Annotated in this window: 23 protein-coding genes and 1 riboswitch; of the genes, 19 read left to right on the top strand and 4 right to left on the bottom strand. The window is 41.3% G+C overall.

Annotated elements, in window-relative coordinates:
• Nucleotides 1–89 precede the first annotated feature (89 nt).
• The gene (locus V514_RS19820) at nt 90–815 is read left to right on the top strand and encodes a hypothetical protein (protein WP_029500528.1); all 726 of its coding nucleotides are present in this window, start codon (nt 90–92) and stop codon (nt 813–815) included.
• Between the two features lie 160 nt (nt 816–975).
• Complete coding sequence (locus V514_RS0113945; RefSeq protein ID WP_029500527.1) at nt 976–1,209, top strand: hypothetical protein; 234 nt, start codon at nt 976–978, stop codon at nt 1,207–1,209.
• An 870-nt stretch (nt 1,210–2,079) separates the two neighbouring features.
• Here V514_RS0113945 and V514_RS0113940 read toward each other — a convergent pair.
• Nucleotides 2,080–2,274, bottom strand: a complete 195-nt coding sequence (locus tag V514_RS0113940) for a hypothetical protein (RefSeq protein WP_029500526.1) — start codon at nt 2,272–2,274, stop codon at nt 2,080–2,082.
• Nucleotides 2,275–2,409: 135 nt separating this feature from the next.
• Nucleotides 2,410–2,552: riboswitch (cyclic di-AMP (ydaO/yuaA leader) on the top strand.
• A 79-nt stretch (nt 2,553–2,631) separates the two neighbouring features.
• On the opposite strand from V514_RS0113940, the gene V514_RS0113935 reads away from it, so the two are divergent.
• The 3 genes from V514_RS0113935 to V514_RS0113925 all read left to right on the top strand — a co-directional run bounded on the left by V514_RS0113935 (nt 2,632) and on the right by V514_RS0113925 (nt 5,695).
• Complete coding sequence (locus V514_RS0113935; RefSeq protein WP_029500525.1) at nt 2,632–4,458, top strand: APC family permease; 1,827 nt, start codon at nt 2,632–2,634, stop codon at nt 4,456–4,458.
• A 77-nt stretch (nt 4,459–4,535) separates the two neighbouring features.
• Nucleotides 4,536–4,712 (top strand): hypothetical protein, encoded by a 177-nt coding sequence (locus V514_RS20445; protein WP_161630208.1) that lies wholly within the window; start codon nt 4,536–4,538, stop codon nt 4,710–4,712.
• A 98-nt stretch (nt 4,713–4,810) separates the two neighbouring features.
• Nucleotides 4,811–5,695, top strand: a complete 885-nt coding sequence (locus V514_RS0113925) for a DMT family transporter (protein ID WP_029500524.1) — start codon at nt 4,811–4,813, stop codon at nt 5,693–5,695.
• A 32-nt stretch (nt 5,696–5,727) separates the two neighbouring features.
• Here V514_RS0113925 and V514_RS0113920 read toward each other — a convergent pair whose 3' ends face one another.
• Nucleotides 5,728–6,168: a GNAT family N-acetyltransferase gene (locus V514_RS0113920; RefSeq protein WP_029500523.1), complete on the bottom strand. Its 441-nt coding sequence runs from the start codon at nt 6,166–6,168 to the stop codon at nt 5,728–5,730.
• Nucleotides 6,169–6,303: 135 nt separating this feature from the next.
• Between V514_RS0113920 and V514_RS0113915 the strand changes: the two genes are divergently transcribed.
• From V514_RS0113915 to V514_RS0113895, 5 genes are all read left to right on the top strand, one after another.
• Nucleotides 6,304–7,233, top strand: coding sequence for a 1,4-dihydroxy-2-naphthoate polyprenyltransferase (locus V514_RS0113915; RefSeq protein ID WP_035944898.1), 930 nt, complete (start codon nt 6,304–6,306; stop codon nt 7,231–7,233).
• Between the two features lie 106 nt (nt 7,234–7,339).
• Nucleotides 7,340–8,683 (top strand): MATE family efflux transporter, encoded by a 1,344-nt coding sequence (locus V514_RS0113910; protein ID WP_029500521.1) that lies wholly within the window; start codon nt 7,340–7,342, stop codon nt 8,681–8,683.
• A gap of 65 nt (nt 8,684–8,748) precedes the next feature.
• Nucleotides 8,749–9,582 (top strand): putative RNA methyltransferase, encoded by an 834-nt coding sequence (locus V514_RS0113905; RefSeq protein WP_029500520.1) that lies wholly within the window; start codon nt 8,749–8,751, stop codon nt 9,580–9,582.
• Nucleotides 9,583–9,672: 90 nt separating this feature from the next.
• Nucleotides 9,673–11,004, top strand: coding sequence for an FAD-dependent oxidoreductase (locus V514_RS0113900; RefSeq protein ID WP_029500519.1), 1,332 nt, complete (start codon nt 9,673–9,675; stop codon nt 11,002–11,004).
• Between the two features lie 11 nt (nt 11,005–11,015).
• Nucleotides 11,016–11,528 carry a GNAT family N-acetyltransferase gene (locus V514_RS0113895; protein WP_051392479.1) on the top strand — a complete coding sequence of 171 codons (513 nt, stop codon included), beginning with the start codon at nt 11,016–11,018 and terminating at the stop codon, nt 11,526–11,528.
• A gap of 15 nt (nt 11,529–11,543) precedes the next feature.
• Here V514_RS0113895 and V514_RS0113890 read toward each other — a convergent pair whose 3' ends face one another.
• A complete protein-coding gene (locus tag V514_RS0113890) occupies nt 11,544–12,011 on the bottom strand; it encodes a VanZ family protein (protein WP_268744228.1) in 468 nt (155 codons plus the stop codon).
• Nucleotides 12,012–12,459: 448 nt separating this feature from the next.
• On the opposite strand from V514_RS0113890, the gene V514_RS0113880 reads away from it, so the two are divergent.
• The 9 genes from V514_RS0113880 to V514_RS0113840 all read left to right on the top strand — a co-directional run bounded on the left by V514_RS0113880 (nt 12,460) and on the right by V514_RS0113840 (nt 20,038).
• The gene (locus tag V514_RS0113880; RefSeq protein ID WP_029500515.1) at nt 12,460–12,975 is read left to right on the top strand and encodes a DUF2179 domain-containing protein; all 516 of its coding nucleotides are present in this window, start codon (nt 12,460–12,462) and stop codon (nt 12,973–12,975) included.
• A 398-nt stretch (nt 12,976–13,373) separates the two neighbouring features.
• On the top strand, nt 13,374–13,976 hold the full coding sequence (locus V514_RS0113875) for a lysophospholipid acyltransferase family protein (RefSeq protein ID WP_029500514.1): 603 nt from the start codon (nt 13,374–13,376) through the stop codon (nt 13,974–13,976).
• A 91-nt stretch (nt 13,977–14,067) separates the two neighbouring features.
• Entirely contained in the window at nt 14,068–14,355 is a 288-nt protein-coding gene (locus tag V514_RS0113870; protein ID WP_029500513.1) for a helix-turn-helix domain-containing protein, read from the top strand.
• A 146-nt stretch (nt 14,356–14,501) separates the two neighbouring features.
• Nucleotides 14,502–15,044: a signal peptidase I gene (gene lepB / locus V514_RS0113865; RefSeq protein ID WP_029500512.1), complete on the top strand. Its 543-nt coding sequence runs from the start codon at nt 14,502–14,504 to the stop codon at nt 15,042–15,044.
• A 55-nt stretch (nt 15,045–15,099) separates the two neighbouring features.
• On the top strand, nt 15,100–15,552 hold the full coding sequence (locus V514_RS0113860) for a low molecular weight protein-tyrosine-phosphatase (RefSeq protein ID WP_029500511.1): 453 nt from the start codon (nt 15,100–15,102) through the stop codon (nt 15,550–15,552).
• A gap of 72 nt (nt 15,553–15,624) precedes the next feature.
• Nucleotides 15,625–16,473, top strand: coding sequence for a KPN_02809 family neutral zinc metallopeptidase (gene ypfJ, locus V514_RS0113855; protein ID WP_029500510.1), 849 nt, complete (start codon nt 15,625–15,627; stop codon nt 16,471–16,473).
• A gap of 218 nt (nt 16,474–16,691) precedes the next feature.
• Nucleotides 16,692–17,405, top strand: a complete 714-nt coding sequence (locus tag V514_RS0113850; RefSeq protein ID WP_029500509.1) for a YebC/PmpR family DNA-binding transcriptional regulator — start codon at nt 16,692–16,694, stop codon at nt 17,403–17,405.
• A gap of 301 nt (nt 17,406–17,706) precedes the next feature.
• Entirely contained in the window at nt 17,707–19,407 is a 1,701-nt protein-coding gene (locus V514_RS0113845) for a methyl-accepting chemotaxis protein (protein WP_029500508.1), read from the top strand.
• Between the two features lie 64 nt (nt 19,408–19,471).
• Nucleotides 19,472–20,038 carry a YdcF family protein gene (locus V514_RS0113840; RefSeq protein ID WP_029500507.1) on the top strand — a complete coding sequence of 189 codons (567 nt, stop codon included), beginning with the start codon at nt 19,472–19,474 and terminating at the stop codon, nt 20,036–20,038.
• Between the two features lie 68 nt (nt 20,039–20,106).
• Here V514_RS0113840 and V514_RS0113835 read toward each other — a convergent pair whose 3' ends face one another.
• Nucleotides 20,107–21,201, bottom strand: a complete 1,095-nt coding sequence (locus V514_RS0113835; protein ID WP_235073414.1) for a YecA family protein — start codon at nt 21,199–21,201, stop codon at nt 20,107–20,109.
• Between the last annotated feature and the right edge of the window lie 109 nt (nt 21,202–21,310).

The raw sequence follows: 21,310 nt of genomic DNA, 5'->3' as shown, positions 1-21,310 counted from the left end.
TTTTTCTTGTTTTTGGTAAATTACGTTTTATTTATCCTAGGAAAGGGAATTTTTAAATTATAGCTCGATAGGAAAGAGGTGCAACGAAAATGAAAAAATGGATTCAACGATTAGCATTTGTTACAGCGACAGGGGTAGTAGGAATTGGGACAGTAGCTGTGTTGCCTACGTCACAAATTTCTGTGCAGGCAGCAACGGAAACAGAGCAGGTCATGGCTCAAGTAGAGGATGCGTTAAACACATCGCTACCTGTTACATTACCGCATAAAATTCCTGTAACAAGTGGCAAACACTTAACAGCAAAAACGAGCGTTTCAAAAAATTATTATAAAGTAGTTTTTTATGAAACGTCTAACAAAGTACCAGTGAATGCGAAAAAATTGGCGACCGTTTCTAAAAAAGTCGTTGCACGCATTCAAATGGAACGATATGCAACAAAAGCAGAAGCATTGTCTCATGTAAACTACTTGGATTACAGTAAATACGGCGGTCAAGAAGTCGCGTTAACGCATGGTATTACCGGTTATCAAAATGCTGGCGCAGGTCAGCTATATACAGGCTGGAATGAGGGACGCTGGGCATTAGCAACGCACACTTATACCGATCAAAATGCAGTTGGTGTCGCGATGGCAAAAGATACGGTAAATTATTTAGAAACGCATATGTTGCCGGCGCCAGATCGCTATGGCTATATTCAATTGAATGCGGTTGGTGACGGACATTTCTTAAGTTTACAAAAAGGTACGAGCGTGATGACAATTGATAAAGTAGCAACTGCCAAAACATTACTTGAAATTGCGACATCCGTACGCTAACTTAAAATGATTTTTACGGTAGCTTAACAACCTTGTTGTACACTATAGATAACAGCAAATGGAGGTGCAATGAGTGATAAATCTATTATTTCTGTTGTTCGTCGTCGTTTTGGTATGTGTGATTGTACGAGAATATCATACGGAATTTAGGATGCTGACAGTGAAAGATTTAGTATTTATCGGGAGTGCGCTATTAGCACTTCTTGTTGGGCTAGCGCTTGTTTTAAAAATTGCATCGGCAGGCTACGTAGCGTGGCAAGTGACCGAGTTCTGGCAAGATGTTACAGGCTTCGTGATGATTGTCGCGATTTTCTTCCCAGCAGCTACAGCACTTTATCAATTTGCTTGGAGACGCGCGGAACTACGAAAAAAACAACTTATGTTGAGTGAATAGCAGTTGAACATAACGTCTGGGGCGATCAATAGGATCGTCCCAGATTTTTTTTCGGAAAATTGCTAAAAGCCCAAGAAGCGTGTTTTGGATACAACATAGTTGAGAATAAGTGACAAATAAGGACTATTGACAGGCGGAAAAATCGACTTTTCATAATCATCGTGCATATTGTGTCAATGAAAATTTTTATTTGCTACTAAAAAATCATATCATTACTATTTTTAATGAAGTAGTTTTGCCCTCTTTTGCCCAAAATGGGACAAAAGCGGTTGATTTTGAAGCTCTGAGGGGCATTTTTTGCACGGAATTTCGCGGCGAAAATTCGTGCGTGACATTTATTTAAAAAACGACAACTTGCGCCATAACATTAGTGATCTCGTTGCAGCGCTGTGTTGAAAAGCCCGATGAACGAGCGAAAACGACTTGAATCGCGGCTCTAACGGGCATTTTTTGTCCGGTTTTGAACGCTACGACGTACTAGCTTTTAGTAACTATCGCCAGTCATTTATTAATTATTGTTGATAATCAAAAGTTTGTGCAAATGGTTACTAAATAGCTAGGTGTAATCACATAGGTATGTCGCATATTTGAATTTATGTTGTATCCGAAACCCGCTTTTCGAGCTCATGAGCGATTTCTGATAACAGCTTGGACTTTTCGTATGTACATGTCTGAGCGGCCATCTTATAAAAGCGGAAAATGAATGAAGCAACAGAACGCCGCGTGCTGATTCATTTGACGTTCGAAATTTAAAGCCAACAGGTGCAACACAGCTGTTTTCGACAATAGGACGGGTATGACGGCGGCTGTTGGGGTATTGATTAGTTATACGGTTATGACGCGCGATGATTTATACACTCATGTAAACGTCTAAACTAGCGCGGACGGCTCATTAGTAAGGATGCATAGCTGATGCTCAATCATTTGAAGTTGACGATCAACAATTTGAAATTCGTTATACAGTGATGATTGCGTTTTTGGACAATGGGTTTGATGAATTTTTTTCACAAGTTCCTCTGTATGCAGCTGTAAATTTTCATACGTAATTGCTAATGTTTCTAACATGATATGCGCCCTCCTTATAATGGATTTGTAACACTCTTCCCGTTTATATAGTCTAAATAAACCTGGAAATGATAAGGACTTTCGATAGATTTACAATGAAAAAAGGTGGGCGTAAAATAACATCAACTATTTTACGTTTCTAAATCGCTGAAGTGAAAACGCGGGGGAACCAATCGTTATGAAGTATGTACTTCTAGGGGTGAATCCACATTGTGGTAAGGCTAACTCTTATGGCCTGAATCCGACAGCTAACCTCGTAAGCGTTATAAGGAGATGGCGACTCCTTTTATTTGGCGTTGCCTTTTTTCGTTCAATCAAGCGCTTAGGGACACATTCTAATTAGAGAAGGTGTTGAATATGCTTATGTCATTGAAGCGGATTTTTATCGGTAGACCATTAAAATCGACGGAGTTAAGTGACAAGCGGTTATCGAAAACAAAAGCGCTCGCTATTTTGTCGTCTGATGCGCTGTCATCAGTGGCCTATGGTCCGGAACAAATTTTAATCGTTTTAATGGCGGTCGGTGCGGCAACGTTGTGGTACTCATTACCGATTGCAATCGGTGTAGTGTTGTTACTAACGGCGCTTATTTTATCGTATCGACAAGTCATTCACGCGTATCCACATGGTGGTGGCGCATATATTGTCTCAAAGGAAAATTTAGGACTGAATGCGGGGCTTGTTGCGGGCGGGGCATTGCTCGTTGATTATATGCTCACGGTAGCGGTAAGTGTCTCAGCAGGGGCCGATGCGATTACGTCTGCGTTTCCAAGCTTGCACCCATATAATTTAGAGCTATCAATCTTGTTTATTATTGTGCTGATGATTTTGAATTTACGCGGACTTACCGAGTCAGCAACGGTGCTTGCGTATCCGGTATATTTATTTATCGGCGCGATGTTTTTAATGCTGATTGTCGGCTTATTTAAAGTCGTGACCGGGCAAGCACATGTTGTCCACACACCGATTGGCACGCCGGTAGCTGGCATTTCGCTCTTTTTATTATTAAAGGCGTTTGCATCAGGTAGTTCGGCTTTGACAGGCGTGGAGGCGATTTCAAATTCTGTGCCAAACTTCCGTAAATCAGAGCCACTAAATGCGACAAAAACGTTGATGCTAATGGGTTTATTATTAGCAATGATGTTTTCTGGAATCGTTTATTTAACATATGCCTATGGTTTAATGCCACAGTCAGCGAATACAATCGTCTCGCAATTAGCGGAAGCTATCGTTGGTCATGGCGTGTTTTATTATATTATCCAAGCGGTGACGGCATTGATTTTAGTACTTGCTGCGAATACCGGTTTTTCGGTGTTTCCGATGTTAGCGGTGAGCTTATCAAAAGATGGTTATTTACCGCGTATGCTACAAATGCGTGGTGACCGTCTTGGTTATTCGAACGGGATTTTAATGCTTGGACTGGGCGCGATTTTACTGTTGATCATTTTTAAAGGGAAAACGACGAACCTCATTCCATTGTATGCAGTTGGTGTCTTTATTCCATTTACGCTAGCGCAAACAGGGATGTTTATGAAATGGCTGCGCGAGCGTCCAAAAGGCTTTGTTGTGAAGATGGTAACAAATTTAGTCGGCGCGCTTATTTCATGTACCGTAGCGATGATTTTCTTTCTAACAAAATTTTCACATGTGTGGCCGGTGCTTATCTTTTTACCAATTATGACGTTTATTTTTTACAAAATTCATCGTCATTATGAACAAGTAAATGAAGCGATGAAATTACAACATGTTATCGATATTAAAGAAGGCAATATTTTTATTTTGCCGGTTGCAGGTATGACGAGTGTTGTAGAGCATTCGCTAAATTATGCGAGATCATTGAATCCAGGGCAAATTATTGCAGTCCACGTTTGTTTTGAGAAAGAGGAGTGCAAGCTATTTGAAGAACAGTGGCGCAATTGGCAGCCGAATACGCGGATTGTTGCGGTTTATTCGCCGTACCGTACGATGTTACAGCCGATGACACGCGTCATTGATCGCATCCAAAAAATTGCTAAATATAAAGATGCACAAGTGTCGATTGTCATTCCACAATTTTTACCGGAAAAACGTTGGCAGTATGCATTGCATAATCAAACGGGCGTGTTTTTACGAACGTATCTGTTATATAGAAAGGATGTCGCAATCATTACTGTTCCATATCACATTGGTTTAAAAAGAAAATAATCGGGAATATAATATTTATGGAGAAATAGAAATGTGGGTCTATTTCCTAGAAAATTTGTTGAGGGAGTGAAGAAGATATGAGACTACTAATGTTTTATGGGGGCTTGATGCTCGTATTAATTGGATTAACACATCCATTAGGTATCGTTCAATCAACGGCAGTGGAGTATACTCTTTACGCCGGTATTATTATCTTCGCAATCGGTATTTTAATGTTGCCGGGTAAAAGTGAAGCCAATAATCTATTCAAATAATGACCGATAAATAGTAAGACTATGCTGAAAAGGCATAGTCTTTTTTTGCGCGGAACGGTATCATAGAACTAATGCAATAAATGGAAAGGATTTGGGGAATGAACAAAAATGCAGCTTTTCAAATGGTTGTGTCGATGGCAATCTTTGGTTCCATCGGCTTTTTCACGCGGCAAACAGGCGTTAGTGCAGAGGCGCTCGTCTTTATTCGCTGTATTTGTGCGACGCTATTTTTAGGCGGTTTATGGCTCATGTTAGGTTATGCAAAGCGCGAAGTTTGGCAAAAGCGTGAGGTCATACGTACACTGATTTGCGGTGTCTTTCTTGTGTTGAATTGGGTGTTTTTATTTAAAGCATTTGAGGCAATGTCGATTTCAGCGGCGATTTCGATTTACAATTTAGCGCCGATTTTTGTGTTGATTATGGGCACGTTATTTTTAGGAGAACGTATAAATATTCAATCAGTCTGCGCTGTAGCGGTCTGCTTTTTAGGGAGTTTATTCGTTGTCGGTTTAGAACAATTTAAATCTGTCGATAACTTTTTAAATTCGGGCTTCATCTGGGCGATTTTATCGGCATTGTGCTATGCGATGACGATGTTTATCGGCAAAAATATTCAGCAGCTGAGCACGTATGCGACGACGTTTTTACAAACGATGGTCGGGATTGTTATGCTAGCACCAATCGTTTCAATGTCAGAATTTTCTGGATTAACGACGACGAATTGGCTTTATATTTTAGGAACGGGTTTTATACATACGGGCTTTGTGTATTATTTATTTTTTAATAGCTTACGCAAACTACCAGCCATCGTGACGTCAGCGCTCGTATTTGTCGATCCGCTTGTGGCGATTTTATTAGACGTTGTCATTTTAGATTTCCGTCCAAGCTGGATTCAGCTACTTGGCATCGCCTTTATTTTTGGCGGTATTATTTACACGTTATTAAAACCAGCACCGCAGCGAGTTGTGGTCGAGAACATATAGAAAAAAAGCGACCTGTTGCGAGGTCGCTTTTTCTATAATTTTTTCACCATTAAAACGTGCTCGATGCCGGCATCTAAAAAGACCTCGGACTGTACGTCGTAACCGAGTTTTTCGTAAAAGCCAATCGCATGAACTTGCGCATCTAATTTTGCGGCAGTTGCGCCTTGTGCTGCGGCTAATTTTTCTAGCTCTAAAATGATGACGCGGCCAATCCCGTACTGGCGGAAGTTTTTCAGTACCGCCACGCGCTGGATTTTACCGTATTTATCAATTAAGCGAACGCGACCGGTGCCGACAGCCTCACCTGTGTCGTTTTCAATTAAGAGATGTGTGCATTCGCCGCCAACAACGTCAAAGGCATCGATCTCTTCATCGATCGGCACATTTTGCTCGTTGACGAATACTTGCGTACGAATCATAAATTCACGCGCTAAATCTTCGGCAGTTGCGACAACAATCGGGGTTAATGTCATGGGAAATCCTCCTTTAATGGGCAAGGTATGTTCATTATACGAGAAAAATAGCGCGAACGAAAATAACAGCTTTGGCAAGGCATGAAAAATACGTTACTATTATAGAGTTAGACAAATTTGAAAGGAAGTTGTGATATGGGGCAACCAATGCAACAACCAATCGAAGATATTAGTACGGCGAAATTAATGTGGCAGCTAACGCGTCCACATACGTTAACAGCGACGTTTTCTCCTGTTATTTTAGGAACGGCGCTAGCGCTTTTTGATACGAAAATCGATTGGCTTTTATTTATTGCGATGCTTGTATGCTGCTTATGCTTACAAATCGCGACAAACTTATTTAATGAATACTATGACTTTAAACGCGGTTTAGATACAGCGGATTCAGTAGGGATTGGTGGCGCGCTCGTGCGTCACGGTACAAAACCATCAACAGTACTAACTTTTGCACTTGTGCTTTATGCGATTGCAATGGTAATCGGTATTTACATTTGTCTGGAGAGTAGCTGGTGGCTTGTTGTAATTGGCTTAATTGGGATGGCGATTGGTTACTTATACACAGGTGGACCATTCCCGATTGCGTACACACCATTTGGCGAATTATTCGCTGGACTGAGCATGGGTATTGGCTTTATTTTGATTTCTTACTTCATTCAAACGGGTGATGTCAGCATGACGAGCTTTTTAGTATCAGTACCATTAGGCATTTTAGTTGGGGCCATTAATATGTCGAATAATATTCGTGATATTAAAGAAGATACGCTTGGCGGTCGTAAAACATTGGCGATTTTATTAGGTCGCGATAAAGGGATTACGGTGCTAGCAATTAGCTTTATCGTATCGTATTTATGGATTATCGCACTTGTCGTAATCGGCGAAGTAAGCCCGTGGTTACTCGTAGTGCTCGTGAGTATTCCAAAACCAGTAGCGGCGATTAAAAACTTCCGCGAAGGTGAAGGTATCCCGCAAAAGCAAGGTTTAGCAATGAAATCAACAGCGATGACGAATACATTTTTCGGCTTCTTATTATCGATTGGTTTAATTATCGCCTACGTGTTAAATTAACAAATCAGAACGCTGCGCCGGCTGTGCGTAGCGTTCTTTTTTTTGTATCGTTTTTGAAAAAATTATGCTATGATACATCAGTTATTATGAAAATAAGGAGGCATTTATGGAAACGATGAAAGAAAGATTGAATTTGTTTTCACTAACATGGCCGATTTTCTTAGAGATGCTACTGTTTACGATGATGGGCATTGTCGATACGCTCATGCTAAGTAAGCTAGCCGATGATGCGGTCGCCGGTGTCGGGACGGCCAATCAATTTATTCATGTGACGATTTTAATTATGGAAGTCATCGGCAATGGGGCTTCGATTGTCGTTGCGCAGTATATCGGTTCGCGTCGATTGAGCGAAGTACCGAAAATTACTGGTGTCGCGATTTTCATGAACTTATTGTTTGGTTTGATACTGAGCATCGTATTTGTACTATTTTCAAAACAGATGATGGTCGCAATGAATTTACATGGCGATGTTTTAATATATGCGGAGCAATATTTAGTCATTATTGGCGGCGGGATTTTCTTGCAGGCACTCATTAATGCGATAGCGGCAGTCGTGCGTGTACATAGTTTTACGAAGCAGGCGATGTATGTGTCGCTTGGTATGAATATCGTTCATATTGTGCTAAATTACGTGCTGATTTTTGGGAAGTTTGGTGCGCCAGAGCTAGGTGTGCAAGGGGCGGCGATTTCGTCTGTTATTAGTCGTGCACTCGCGCTTGTCGTCTTTTTCTGGTTGCTGTATCGCGTGCTCGATGTAAAAATGACATGGCGCGATTATGTAGCGCTACCGACTGACTATATTAAAAAGATTTTTAAAATCGGGATTCCATCTGCATTTGAGCAAGCATTGTATCAAACGTGCCAAATTATTTTAATGTATTTCGTGACGTTTATTGGCGCCGAGGCATTAGCGGCACGTCAGTATGCGTACAATATTTCGATGTTTACGTATTTATTCGCGATGGCGATTGGTGCGGGAACGGCGATTATTGTTGGGCGTTATGCTGGCGCTGGCATGAAGGATGAAGCGTATCATCAACTGTGGCGTAGTGTGCGCCTTGCGATGATGTTTACGCTTGTGATGGTGGCAGTCGTTATTTTCTTCCGCGAACCGTTAATGCGTGTGTTCACCGATAATGAAGAAGTCGTAAAAATTGGTGCGAGCGTGCTCGTGTTGAGTATTTTCCTAGAAACCGGACGTACCGTAAATATTACGGTCATTAATACGCTGCGTGCTACCGGTGATGCGACATTCCCACTCATGCTTGGAATCGTGTCGATGCTTTGTATGAGTGTGCCACTCGGTTACTTCCTCGTCTTTCACTTAGACATGGGCTTGCCAGGCATTTGGCTAGCGATTGCGGCGGATGAATGGTTCCGCGCGATTGTCGTGATGTTCCGCTGGAAAAGTCGTAAGTGGGAGCGCCATATTCTCGTGTCACCAAAATAGCATGGTATACTAAAGAAAAAATGTGGGGGCCTTTTATGTGCCTCCTTTTTATATGAGGTGTTTTTGTGGGATTAACAAAAAAACAACGCGCAGCTAGCTATCTAGCACAGCATAGCATGTTACTACAATGTCCAATTTGTCACGGGGCAATGACTGTTGATGACAACGGGACTGTACGCTGTTTGGCGAATCATTCATTCGATATGGCCAAGCAAGGCTATGTCAATATGATGACGCACCCGGCGACGTCGATGTATGATAAATCGTTGTTTGAGGCGCGCAAAGAAGTCATTGATAGCGACTTATATCGCGAAGTGTATAACGTCATTTTAGCCGAGCTAGCAGGAGATGTTGCGATGCTAGATACGGGTTGTGGCGAAGGGTCACATTTAGCTAATTTAAAGGCGAGCTATAGCGGTGACATGGTCGCATCAGGCATTGATATTGCGAAAGAGGGCATCGTACAGGCTGCGAAAAATTATAGTGACATGATGTGGATTGTTGGGGATTTAGCGAAAAGTCCGTATGCAGAGGAAGCGTTTGATATTATTTTAAACTTTTTATCACCGGCAAATTACGATGAGTTTAAGCGCATTTTAAAGCCGTCTGGTAAGGTGATTAAAATCGTGCCACAAGCAGGTTATTTACGCGAACTGCGCGCGCTATTTTTCGCGGATTCTGAGAAGGAATCGTATTCAAATGACAAAACGGTTACGCGTTTTAGTGAAAACTTTGATGACGTGCGTGTGCAGCGTGTCACAACGACGTTACCGATTCGTGCGGAACTTGTGCCATTACTCGCGCATATGACGCCGATGGGATGGCATCAGGAACAACAAATTGAAGCGGGAACATTAACGGAGATAACGATTGATGTTGATGTCCTAATTGGGCAATAATGGAGCGAGGTTAGAAACTTTTTCTAACCTCTTTTTTGTATCGTTTTGAATTTACGATGACGGGGAAAAGACTCAGTGAGGTGAACGGATATGAAATATGTAATTGTTGGAGGCGACGCGGCTGGTATGAGCGCCGCAATGGAAATTTATCGCCATGATAAAGAAGCACAAATTACGACACTAGATAAAGGACAGCATTATTCGTACGGTCAGTGTGGATTGCCATATGTGTTAGATGGTCGCGTACCAAATGCGGAAGATGTCGTACATAAAACGGCGGCACAATTTAATGAAAAGTATGGCATCGATGCGCGTACAGGCTATTGTGTGACGAATGTGGACTGCATTGCACGCGTTGTATACGGCTATAAAACCGATACGAATGAGCCATTTGAAGAAACGTACGACCGCCTGCTTATTGCGACAGGTGCCGAGCCAAAAAAAGCGCTTGATGACGCCGCATATACGTTAGACGGCATTTATTATTTTAAAACGATTCCACAGACGAATGCTGTAAAAGAAAGTATGCAACATGTACAACATGTGACGATTATCGGCGGTGGCTATATTGCGCTTGAGCTTGCTGAAACGTTTACAAATGCCGGGAAAAAGGTGCGTATGATGTTGCGTGGCGAACAAGTAGCACGCTTTTTAGAGTATTCATTTGCTGAAAAAATTCATGCGGAGCTTGCAGATAAAGGTGTTGAAGTGATATTCAACGAAAAGCTGCTCGGTTATGAAGGTGATGACCATGTGACGGCTGTCCGTACCGATCATGCAAGTTACCCAACGGACATGGTTGTTGAAGCGGTTGGCGTGCAGCCGAATACCGAATTCCTTGAAGATAGCGGCATTTATACGCTGAAAAATGGGGCTATCCTCGTTAATCCGCATTTGGAAACGAGTATGCAATATGTTTATGCGGCAGGGGACTGTGCATCGCATTATCATAATGTCAAAAGTAAAAATGACTACATTCCACTTGGTACGACGGCGAATAAACAAGGGCGCCTTGCCGGGTTAAATATGGCCGGTATTCCCGATGAATTTCGCGGCATTGTCGGGACATCGATTTTACAATGTTTCGATTTACAAATTGCAAAAACGGGCTTAAATGAGCTTGAAGTGCAACAAGCCGGTTATCAATATGAAACGTATACACATGAAGCGGGCAGTCACGCAAGCTATTATCCACATGCTGAAAATTTAACGATTAAAATTATTTGGCGTAAGCGCACGCAAGAGCTACTTGGTATGCAAATCATCGGCAAAAAGGGCGTTGATAAACGCATCGATGTCTTTGCGACGGCTTTACAGCAGCGCATGACATTACGTGGGTTATTAGATTTAGATTTATCGTATGCCCCACCGTTTAACTCGGTATGGGACCCGATTCAACAGTTAGCAAAACGACAATTTTAAGAGGTGATAGGATGACAATGGAGATTCGGCTACTAGAAGAGCAGGACGCAAAAGAATATTGGGCGCTCCGTAAAGAAGCATTAACACAAGACCCAGGCGCTTTTGGTGAAACATACAAAGAGGCGACAAGTCATGACAATCCTGTCGAACGAATTGAAAAAACAATCAAACGAGATCATGAGCATATTTTCGGCGCATTTATCGATGAGCGCTTGCTCGGCATTGCGACATTGACGATTGATACGACCGTCAAAACACAGCATCGCGGCTATATTGGGTCGGTCTATGTGTCACCAGATGCGCGTGGAAATGGCGCTGGGGCAGCAATTATGAAAGCGATTATTGCGTGGGCACACGCACATGATCACTTAGAAAAACTAGATTTAGGCGTATTCACAAGTAATCAACGAGCATTTGAGTTATACAAAAAGCTAGGTTTTGAAGTCATCGGTGTCGATAAAAAATCGATTCGCGATGAGGACGGGGCGTTCATTGATGAGTACTTAATGACGTATTTATTGTAATGAAAAAAGAGGCACCTAATTTGGTGTCTCCTTTTTTTTAGCACGTATTTTGCGCAAAATGACTACGAAAATGGTTAGCCATAGAAGCCCACCTACTGTATCAAGTAATACGTCTTGGCCAGAAGCGGTGCGTCCTACTGTAAAGTATTGATGTAATTCGTCAGCGCAAGCAAATAAGAATGTGATACCAATTGCGAGTAAATAGCGGTAGTTTTTTTTCGGTAGCGCGATATAGACGGCAATGGCCATCGCACCAAATGCTGTAAGATGCGCAAACTTACGCACTAAAAATTCTAAGAAATAATAATATCCACGCGACTCAACTGAAATATCCATGCCGTAATAAGGAATGTGAAGCAGCGACAATGGACCAATCAGCGGCTCACCGGGGAGTAATTTCATTAATGTAGGTACAATCGTTTGTTGTTGATACGGTGTAGCCGATGAAATGAACACAATCATAATCAACAAAATCAATGGCACAAATTTTATAAAACGCAAAATATCAGCGCCTTTCTAGTAATCTTTTATAACGTACCATAAAAGCACGTTAAATGCATGACAGCAGTAGCTTAAATAAATAAAAAATTTAGACATTTCCGCTAATAAATGATAGTATTGGCGGTAATAAAACGCGAGGAGGACGGCGAGTGAATCGATTACCCGCATATTTAGTTTGTATTGTAATAGGCTGCTTGAGCATTACATTTGGGATGACACGCACACTCCCTCTAGCGATTCAGTGGGCGTGTTTAATTGGAGGAATTGTTTTGAATATCATTGCGGTTGTGTTACTTTATTTTTTCCTCCAAAAGCAAGATACAAAAAAACGTACATCCTAAAGGCTTGTCACAAATGTCGTGAGAAGTCTTTTTTAATGCGTAAAAATGGACGTGACGGGAATAAGATTGGTGTGAAAGGAGGCCAATTTATGCTCGAAACGGTGCTGTTAATTATTGTGATTAACGTAACGTATATGACGCTGACAACGTTGCGTCTTATTATGGTCATTAAAGGTTATACGAAGGTTGCGTCCATTTTATCGATGGTCGAAGTATTCGTCTATTTAATCGGTTTAACGATGGTGCTCGATGAAATTTCAAATCCGTGGAATATGGCTGCCTATTGTTTTGGCTGGGGTCTTGGTGTCTATGTAGGTAGCTTGATTGAACGCCGTCTAGCACTCGGTTATGTACTATTTGAAATTATTGTGGATGCCGCCGAATTTGAAATCGTGTCACAGCTTCGTGAGCGTGGTTACGGCGTGACGTCATGGTTTGCAGACGGAAAAGATGGTCGCAAATTATGTATGACGGTCATTGCAAAGCGTAAAAAGGAAAAAAACTTACGTGCGGTGATTTTACAAATGTGGCCGAAAGCATTTATCGTGTCGTATGAACCGAATAAACTAAATGGAGGCTTCCTCGCAAAGCAAATGCGCGGCTAGTTGTAACGAAACGATAGCATGTGTATGTTATCGTTTTTTTCCGTTTCAGGAGGACACAAACGATTTAGCGTCAATTTAACGACGACGAAAATTATCTTTTTATGTCATAATTAGGGAGTAAGGAATTGGACTATTTATGTCGAAAATCGCTCTTTTAAACGTAAATTTTTTGAAAAAACAAAATAATTAAAAGATTTCAGCTAAATAGGGCTTTAATTTTTTGAAAATTCATTTACAATATTTACATATAGGGAAATAGAAAACAACGATTCAAGGCATTGTTTTTGTATTTTTGTCACATGAATTTGTCCGCAGGTAGTTGACGAGTCCATGCAAAACAGGCACGATACAGAGTGGGGCGGATTGGCCTGAAATTCTGTAAAGGCTGGAGATATAAAATGTATAAACAAGTAGGAAAATTTGTAGTTTGGTTTTTAGGTCTGTTTAATAAGGTTAAAGTTTATAACAAAGGTAATTTACCGACAGAGGGCGGTTATATTATCGCTTGTACGCATACAGGTTGGATTGACATTTTGAATTTAGGTGTTTCTATTTATCCAACGCCAATTCATTTCATGGCGAAAAAGCAACTTTTTGATGTTAAGGGACTTGGATGGTTTATCAATAAGATGAATGCTTTTCCGGTTGATCGTGATAACCCAGGACCAAGTGTTATTAAAATACCACGCCAACTTTTAAAAGAAGGCAAAATCGTTGGTATTTTCCCAAGTGGCACACGTAACGCCGAGGGAGATTCTTTGAAACAAGGAACAATTACAATCGCGCAATTAGCCAAGGCGCCAGTAGTTCCCGCAGCATATATCGGCCCGAACAATCCAAAGGACGTTTTCAAGCGTCAAAAAGGATACTTAATTTACGGAGAGCCTTTTTATGTAGAGGCTAAGGGTAAAGAAGGTCGCGATGAATATACGCAACGTTTAGAACATACAATTGACGAACTTCAAAAAGAATTACAACGAAAAATTGCTGCTGAGAAATAGCCATACGCATAGGGGAGAGCGCATGCGATAAACTATTTTTTGGGATTGCTGCTACTTGCAAATTCATACAAAATTAGGAGTGGTGGATTCAATGGTAACAGTTAACATTTTAGAAAATACAGAACAAAGCAAGGCCGTACATGAAAAGACAGCGGTAGAATTAATGGCAGAGCACCGTAGCCAAATTATTTTCAAACAACGCATGAATGTAGGTTTAACACAATCTGAGCTTGCAGAAAAAGCGAATGTTACTCAAAAAACAGTTAGTCGTATTGAACGTGGGGATACAAAAGTTCGCGAAACAACGTTACAAAAAGTTTATGAAGTGTTAGGGATTACCGAAGAACATCTCGAAGACTTAAAGCAATACATAAACTAATAAGCATTGCTTAATAAACATGGAGTGATTGGGTGAAGGGAACCTAGTCGCTTCTTTTTTTGTCGTATTAAAGTGCAGTGAATAGCACATTTAGAAAAAGAATGGCATAATATTTAAGAACTCATAAATGTAAAGGTGATGAGAAAATGGAAGCAAAGCAAAGTAAAACAAAAGAGCTTTTATCGTGGGTTGTACCGATTGTCATTGCAGTAATTGTCGCATTTGTCGTACGCCAATTTTTATTAGCTCCGGTTACCGTTAAAGGGGAATCGATGGAACCGACGTATCATGATAACGACCGCGTGATGATTTTAAAACCAGGTGGCCTTGATTATGATGATGTAATCGTATTCCAATCGCCTGTAGAGGACGATCATTATATTAAACGTATTGTCGGTTTACCCGGTGATACTGTCGCAGTAAAAGATGATAAGCTTTACGTTAACGGTAAAGAAGTAAAGGAAACGTACATCGATAAAGCAACTGCACAATATGAAAAAGATACAGATTTGCCGTACACAGATGACTTTACGATCGACGAAGTGACGGGCGAAACGACAGTACCAAAAGATTCTTATTTCGTATTAGGTGACAACCGCCCGAATAGTAGTGATAGTCGTGCGTATGGTTTTATTAACAAAGATGCCGTAGACGGGAAAGTAGTATTCCGTTACTGGCCTTGGAAATAATGAAGAAGTGAGCGAGAGGGACTACCTTCGAGCTCTTTTTTAATGGAGGAAAAGAATGAAAAATGTATTGTTTGTGTGCTTAGGAAATATTTGTCGCTCGCCAATGGCAGAAGCGATTTTTCGCGATTTAGTTGAGCGCGAGCAACTGACAGAGGCGTTTCATATTGATTCAGCCGGAACAGCTGGTTGGCATAAGGGGGAGCGCCCACATCGCGGGACACTTGCGAAGTTAGCGGAGTATGACATTTCAACGGATGGAATGTACAGCCGACCACTGACGCAGCACGACCGAGACGCTTTTGATTATTTCGTCTGTATGGATGATAGCAATGTGGAAAATACGCGCCGCATTGTTGGGGAAGAGAAAGAAGTCATTCGTTTGCTGGATTTAGCGGACAATGCGTTGACGGAAGTGCCAGACCCTTATTATACCGGGGATTTTGAAGAAACGTACCAGCTCTGTTTAGATGGTTGTAGCCACTTGTTACAAAAACTAAAAAAGGCTTAAAACAGTAGTATGAACTGCTGTTTTTTTGTGGGAAAATAAGGGTATATCAACGACAAAGTGAGGTGTTCTGATATGGAATGGAAAGGCAGACGAAAAAGCGCCAATGTCGAAGACCAACGCGGTAAGAGCGGAGGAGGCGGTTTAGCGATTGGAGGCCTCGGTGGTTTAGGAGTCATCGTCGTTATTATTTATACGTTACTTGGGGGCAATCCGACCGACATTTTAAACAATGCCGCTTCGCAACCAACAAATCAGGCAACACAACATTATGAACCAACGGCTGAAGAACAACAGTTGGCGGATTTTGTGAGCGTTGTGCTTGCTGATACAGAGGACGTCTGGAGCGAGGTTTTTAAAGAAAATGGCTTAACGTACAAAGACCCAAAACTCGTATTATTTACGAATAGTGTCGCAACTGCTTGTGGTAGTGCGACATCAGCCGTTGGACCGTTTTATTGTCCGGGCGACCAAAAGCTCTATATTGATTTGAGTTTCTACCAGGAATTAAAAACGCAATTTAATGCGCCGGGCGACTTTGCGATGGCATATGTTGTGGCACATGAAGTTGGACATCATGTGCAGTACTTATTAGGCACATCAACAAAAGTAAGTAACGAGCAGCGCCAACTATCAAAAGAACAAGCCAATGCGCTATCAGTAAAACTTGAGTTACAAGCGGATTATTATGCCGGCGTTTTTGCGCATCATAATCAACAATACTTAGATAAAAGTGATTTTTCAGAGGCGATTACAGCAGCGAGCGCAATCGGCGATGATACACTTCAAAAACAAGCACAAGGTTATGCGGTACCCGAAACATTTACGCATGGCACGTCTGCACAGCGTATGAGATGGTTGGAGCGTGGCTATGAGTACGGCGACTTAAAGCATGGCAATACGTTTAGTGCGAGCGATTTATAACAACGAAGGCCGCAATTTTGCAGAGCTCATTGCTGCTTTTTTGTTTGTAGCGTAGTGTTTTTTGTTGAAAACGGATGGCGCTTGTATAACTTTTTCTTTTTCCAACTATTTTAATAGTGTATAATGAGTCCATTAATGGCTCGTCCTTCTGTGGGCGCTATTTTTCTGCCCACAACGTCATTTAAATGTATCCTAATTTTGAAAGAGAGTGAATTTACATGGGACGTAAGTGGAATAACATTAAAGAAAAAAAGGCTGCAAAAGATAAAGATGCTAGCCGTATTAACGCTAAGTTTGGTCGCGAAATTTATGTGGCGGCAAAATCAGGTGAACCCGATCCAGTATCAAATGGCGCTCTAAAAATCGTGTTAGAACGTGCAAAAACATATAGCGTACCAAAACATATTATCGACCGCGCAATCGACAAAGCAAAAGGCAATGTTGATGAAGTGTTCGATGAATTACGTTACGAAGGTTTCGGTCCAAACGGTTCAATGGTAATCGTTGATGCATTAACAAACAACGTCAACCGTACTGCTTCTGACGTGCGTGCTGCATTTGGTAAAAATGGCGGTAACATGGGTGTGAAAGGTTCAGTAGATTATATGTTCACAAAAACAGCGGTGTTTGGTGTTGAAGGTAAATCTGCAGACGATTTATTAGAAACATTCATTATGGCTGATATCGACGTGCGCGACGTATTTGAAGAAGGCGACGTTACAATTATTTATGCAGAGCCAACTGACTTTGCGCTTGTCGATAACGCATTAAAAGCGGAAGGTATTGAAGAATTCACAGTAGCTGAAATCTCAATGCTACCACAAACAGAAGTACAACTTGATGAAGAAACACAAGCGCAATTTGAAAAAATGATTGATGCTTTAGATGAACTTGAAGATGTACAACAAATTTATCACAACGTAGACCTTTAAGAATCAACGACGGAAGCTGGGACGTACGTGTAAAAACACCCTCTCAGATGAGCATAAGAAAAACCGGAATCGCGCTGTGGCGCGGTTCCGGTTTTTTGTTGCGAACGCTAAAAAAGGAACATGAAATGTGTTGTCCCAGCCTCTTTTTTTCGCTAAAATTTTCTTTTTTCAATATTTGTGTACAGTTTGTGTAAAAAAACGAATTTGATTGTAAAGCCCTATAATAAATAGTAAAATAGAGTTATAAAAATGTAATTATATAATACTATATTCCTTGTTTTTTAAAGGGAAGGAGAACAATATGAAAAAGTATTTTAATTTTCGCAAGTTAAAAACAAAAGTATTATTCGGTTTTGCGGCAGTGTTAATGCTGAACTTGATGTTAAGTGTTTACAGCATCAATTCGATTAATCAAATTAACTCGGATTTGAAAAAACTAGGGAATCAGCAATTACCGCTTCTTGTGAATGACGAAAAAATGGCGTTTAATATTGCTGAACGCATTGCATTAGTACGCGGTTATTTATTAACGGGCGAGCAAGATTATAAAGATAAATTCCAAACGTATACCGTTGAAGCGGAGCAAATTGCTAGCGACTTAGCAAGCATGTCTGGCTCAGAAGAAACAAAGGCATTGCTTGAAAAAAATGCGCAATGGTCTGATATTATTACGAATGAAGTGTTCGCAGCCTATGACAATGGTGAGAAAGAACAAGCCTCTGAACTTTTACAAGGCGAGGCACAAATGTATGCGCGCGATATTATGGAAGGGTTCAATCATGTGGCGACGGACCGCGAAACGCAAGTGTTAAATGATAGTAAAGCTGCGATTGAAGTTGGTCAAAACATTATTAAAATGTCTACAACGGTATCGATTATCATTTTAATCGTAGGTATCGCGATTGCGCTTTATACAGCGACAGCGATTACAAAACCGCTTAATCGTGTTATTCGTCAATTGCGCGCCGTTGCAGATGGCGACTTGACGGGCGATAAAATCGACACGAATTTACGCGATGAAACAGCGCAGCTTGTCGATATTAGCAATCAGCTACTAGAAAAGAACAACGTAATGTTACAACAGATTAGGGAAAATGCGGAAGTGCTTTCTGCGCATAGTGAAGAGCTACATCAATCGGCGAATGAAACGATGGAAGGCTCAAATCAAATTGCGATTACGATGAATGAATTAGCACAAAGCGCCGAGTCACAAGCAGGGAATTCTGGTGATATGTCATCGAAAATGGAGAAATTTACGCGCCATTTAAATGATGTCAATGATAGCGGTACGCAAATTCAGCATCACGCAACGACCGCATTAGACAATACAAAAGATGGTCAAGCGTTGATGAATGATTCAGTGCAACAAATGGTTGAAATCGACCATATCGTCAAAGATTCCGTGACGAAAGTGCATCGTTTATACGACCAATCAAAAGAAATTACACAGCTTGTTGAAGTCATCCAAGAAATTTCGGATCAAACGAATTTACTGGCGCTAAACGCGGCAATCGAAGCGGCGCGTGCAGGGGAGCATGGTAAGGGCTTTGCGGTTGTCGCTGATGAGGTGCGTAAATTAGCGGAACAAGTATCTAGCTCGGTGTCAGATATTACGGGCATCGTGAGCGGTATTCAACAAGAAACAAGCGATGTAGTCGATGCCTTGCAAACAGGTTATGCGGCTGTTGAAAAAGGGACGGCGCAAATTCAACATACAGGTGATAATTTTACGACGATTCACGATGCGATTGTCGAAGTGGCAAATAATGTGAGCGAAGTATCTCAAAACTTAACGGCAGTGCTAAGCGAGAGCGTTGACATGACGCATATTGTGGAAGATAATGCCGCGCTAACAGAAGAATCGGCCGCTGGTATTCAACAAACGACCGCTTCTGTTGAGCAGTCAAGTATGTCGATGTATGAAGTAACTAAAAGCGCCGATGAACTTGCGGCGACAGCAGAAAACTTGATGGAATTGGTAAGTCGTTATAAATTAAAATAACAAACTGTTAAAAGAGAGGTTGGAAGCAGTCCAGCCTCTCTTTTTGCCAAAGAGGTGACGCATAATGAAATGGACAACAAAAATGGTAGGTGCAACAACGGCAATTGGTGCTATTTACACGTTAGTGAGTGCAGCACTACGAAGTGGTGGTTATCCAAAAGCAACAGGGCGCTATGATACGGCGCTCGTACTCGGCGCAAAAGTAAAGCGCGGCGGCGAACCGACAAAGGCATTGCAATATCGTTTAGATGCAGCAGCGGTTTATGCGAAACAACATCCACATGTACAGCTCGTTGTATCGGGTGGGCAAGGTTTTGATGAAGATGCGACTGAAGCATCGGTGATGAAACGATATTTAATGGCACAAGGAATTGCCGAGGCACGCATTACAGAAGAGGATCGTTCGACATCGACCTATGAAAATATTTTATTTACGCGTCAGTTGTTACCGGATTTAAAACACGTCACAATCGTTTCAAATGATTATCATCTAGAGCGTGCAAAAGTACTTGCGAGGTGGCAAGGCTTAAACGTTGATACGCTCGCTGCCAAAACGCCGGGTGGCATTCGACGTAAGGTGCGTGAGCGCGAGAAATTAGCCATTTTACGCGCCTGGTTATTTGGGCGATAAAGTTATCCACATGTGTATAACTAAAAAAGACTCTTCCCGTTACCGGGAGGAGTCTTTTTACGTGTAAATTATTTCGCTAAGTATTCAGCGATTTCTTTACGGTATTTAGATAGTGATGATGAAGAAACATCGAAGTGTTCAGCAACATCTTTCACTTTTGTTAGGCCGCCTTCTGGAACAACACCAGCTGTTTGACCAGCAAGGATTGCACCAGCAGCTACAGCGCCAGCCTTTTTCGCTTTAATGTCTGTTTCAGCTAAGTAAGCATCTACAGCAGCTACGAAGTCAGCCGCGTCTAAATTGTATTTCGTTAAGTAAGCTTGTACAAGAGCAGCGATTTCTTGTTCAAATGTTTGCTCTTCAGTTGCTTCTTCAACGTCTACGATTTCTTCTGCTTCAACTGGTTCACCAGCATCTGCATCGCCATCTTCTTCAACGATTGCTTCTTCAGTAGCCGTTACTTCTTTTGCTTCAACAGGAACATCAGTCGTATCGTTTTCTAAGATTTCAACGAATGCTTTGTAAAGTTCTAATGCATCCGTTACACCGTTGTCGATTTTAGCTTTCATGATATCGATTACCATGCTAAGTGCTTCTGGAATGAATAATGTGCTTTGTGCAACAGTAATTCCGTTTTCACCAACACGTGAATCTTTGAAGATTACGCCGAATACCCATTTCGCTGTTTTAGCATTTTCTGAAATAGCCATGACATATGTTTCGCCAGTTGCAACGTCTTGTAAGTTTAATACTTGCTCGTCGATGCTCGTTACTTCTGCTAATACGAATTTAGGTTCAGCTGCTTCTGCGAATACAGCTTTTACTTGTTCGCGAACTGATTCATCCGCTTGAATTTGTTCAACATATTGTTTCCAATCTGCCGCTTCATCTACGTACATTGCTGTATCTGCTACAGCGTACTCAAGATATCCTTCTGGAAGATGTGGAGCATGTTGAAGTTCTTGACTCCATGCTTGATAACGTGGTTGTAATTTATAGTTGAAATTTTGATAGTAATGTTGAGCGAATACGCCTTTAAGACGATTAAATTCGCTTTCTACTACTGCAGTAATATCGCCATTTACATTTTTACCATGACACTTTTTATACTTTTTGCCACTACCACATGGACAAGGATCATTACGTCCTACCAATGTAAGCACCTCACTTTAAAATTTAGGCATAGAATTAGATTATCACAATGTCGCGAAAAAAATAAGTATTTTACGCTAATTTACAGCTTTATAGTATATATTTCTAGGTATAACGTGA

This window comes from Kurthia huakuii LAM0618, from assembly GCF_000505545.1.
In the GTDB taxonomy this organism is placed as follows: domain Bacteria; phylum Bacillota; class Bacilli; order Bacillales_A; family Planococcaceae; genus Kurthia; species Kurthia huakuii.
This window is presented reverse-complemented; position numbering and strand designations above follow the sequence as displayed.

Bases quoted from the DNA above. Each gene is read 5' to 3' on its own strand.
- ypfJ (WP_029500510.1), top strand. From the start codon at position 15,625: ATGGAATGGAAAGGCAGACGAAAAAGCGCCAATGTCGAAGACCAACGC.
- V514_RS19820 (WP_029500528.1), top strand. From the start codon at position 90: ATGAAAAAATGGATTCAACGATTAGCATTTGTTACAGCGACAGGGGTA.
- V514_RS0113850 (WP_029500509.1), top strand. From the start codon at position 16,692: ATGGGACGTAAGTGGAATAACATTAAAGAAAAAAAGGCTGCAAAAGAT.
- V514_RS0113935 (WP_029500525.1), top strand. From the start codon at position 2,632: ATGCTTATGTCATTGAAGCGGATTTTTATCGGTAGACCATTAAAATCG.
- lepB (WP_029500512.1), top strand. From the start codon at position 14,502: ATGGAAGCAAAGCAAAGTAAAACAAAAGAGCTTTTATCGTGGGTTGTA.
- V514_RS0113840 (WP_029500507.1), top strand. From the start codon at position 19,472: ATGAAATGGACAACAAAAATGGTAGGTGCAACAACGGCAATTGGTGCT.
- V514_RS0113920 (WP_029500523.1), bottom strand. From the start codon at position 6,168: ATGACATTAACCCCGATTGTTGTCGCAACTGCCGAAGATTTAGCGCGT.
- V514_RS0113870 (WP_029500513.1), top strand. From the start codon at position 14,068: ATGGTAACAGTTAACATTTTAGAAAATACAGAACAAAGCAAGGCCGTA.
- V514_RS0113875 (WP_029500514.1), top strand. From the start codon at position 13,374: ATGTATAAACAAGTAGGAAAATTTGTAGTTTGGTTTTTAGGTCTGTTT.
- V514_RS0113915 (WP_035944898.1), top strand. From the start codon at position 6,304: ATGGGGCAACCAATGCAACAACCAATCGAAGATATTAGTACGGCGAAA.
- V514_RS0113880 (WP_029500515.1), top strand. From the start codon at position 12,460: ATGCTCGAAACGGTGCTGTTAATTATTGTGATTAACGTAACGTATATG.
- V514_RS0113910 (WP_029500521.1), top strand. From the start codon at position 7,340: ATGGAAACGATGAAAGAAAGATTGAATTTGTTTTCACTAACATGGCCG.
- V514_RS0113940 (WP_029500526.1), bottom strand. From the start codon at position 2,274: ATGTTAGAAACATTAGCAATTACGTATGAAAATTTACAGCTGCATACA.
- V514_RS0113925 (WP_029500524.1), top strand. From the start codon at position 4,811: ATGAACAAAAATGCAGCTTTTCAAATGGTTGTGTCGATGGCAATCTTT.
- V514_RS0113860 (WP_029500511.1), top strand. From the start codon at position 15,100: ATGAAAAATGTATTGTTTGTGTGCTTAGGAAATATTTGTCGCTCGCCA.
- V514_RS0113900 (WP_029500519.1), top strand. From the start codon at position 9,673: ATGAAATATGTAATTGTTGGAGGCGACGCGGCTGGTATGAGCGCCGCA.
- V514_RS0113895 (WP_051392479.1), top strand. From the start codon at position 11,016: ATGACAATGGAGATTCGGCTACTAGAAGAGCAGGACGCAAAAGAATAT.
- V514_RS0113845 (WP_029500508.1), top strand. From the start codon at position 17,707: ATGAAAAAGTATTTTAATTTTCGCAAGTTAAAAACAAAAGTATTATTC.
- V514_RS20445 (WP_161630208.1), top strand. From the start codon at position 4,536: ATGAGACTACTAATGTTTTATGGGGGCTTGATGCTCGTATTAATTGGA.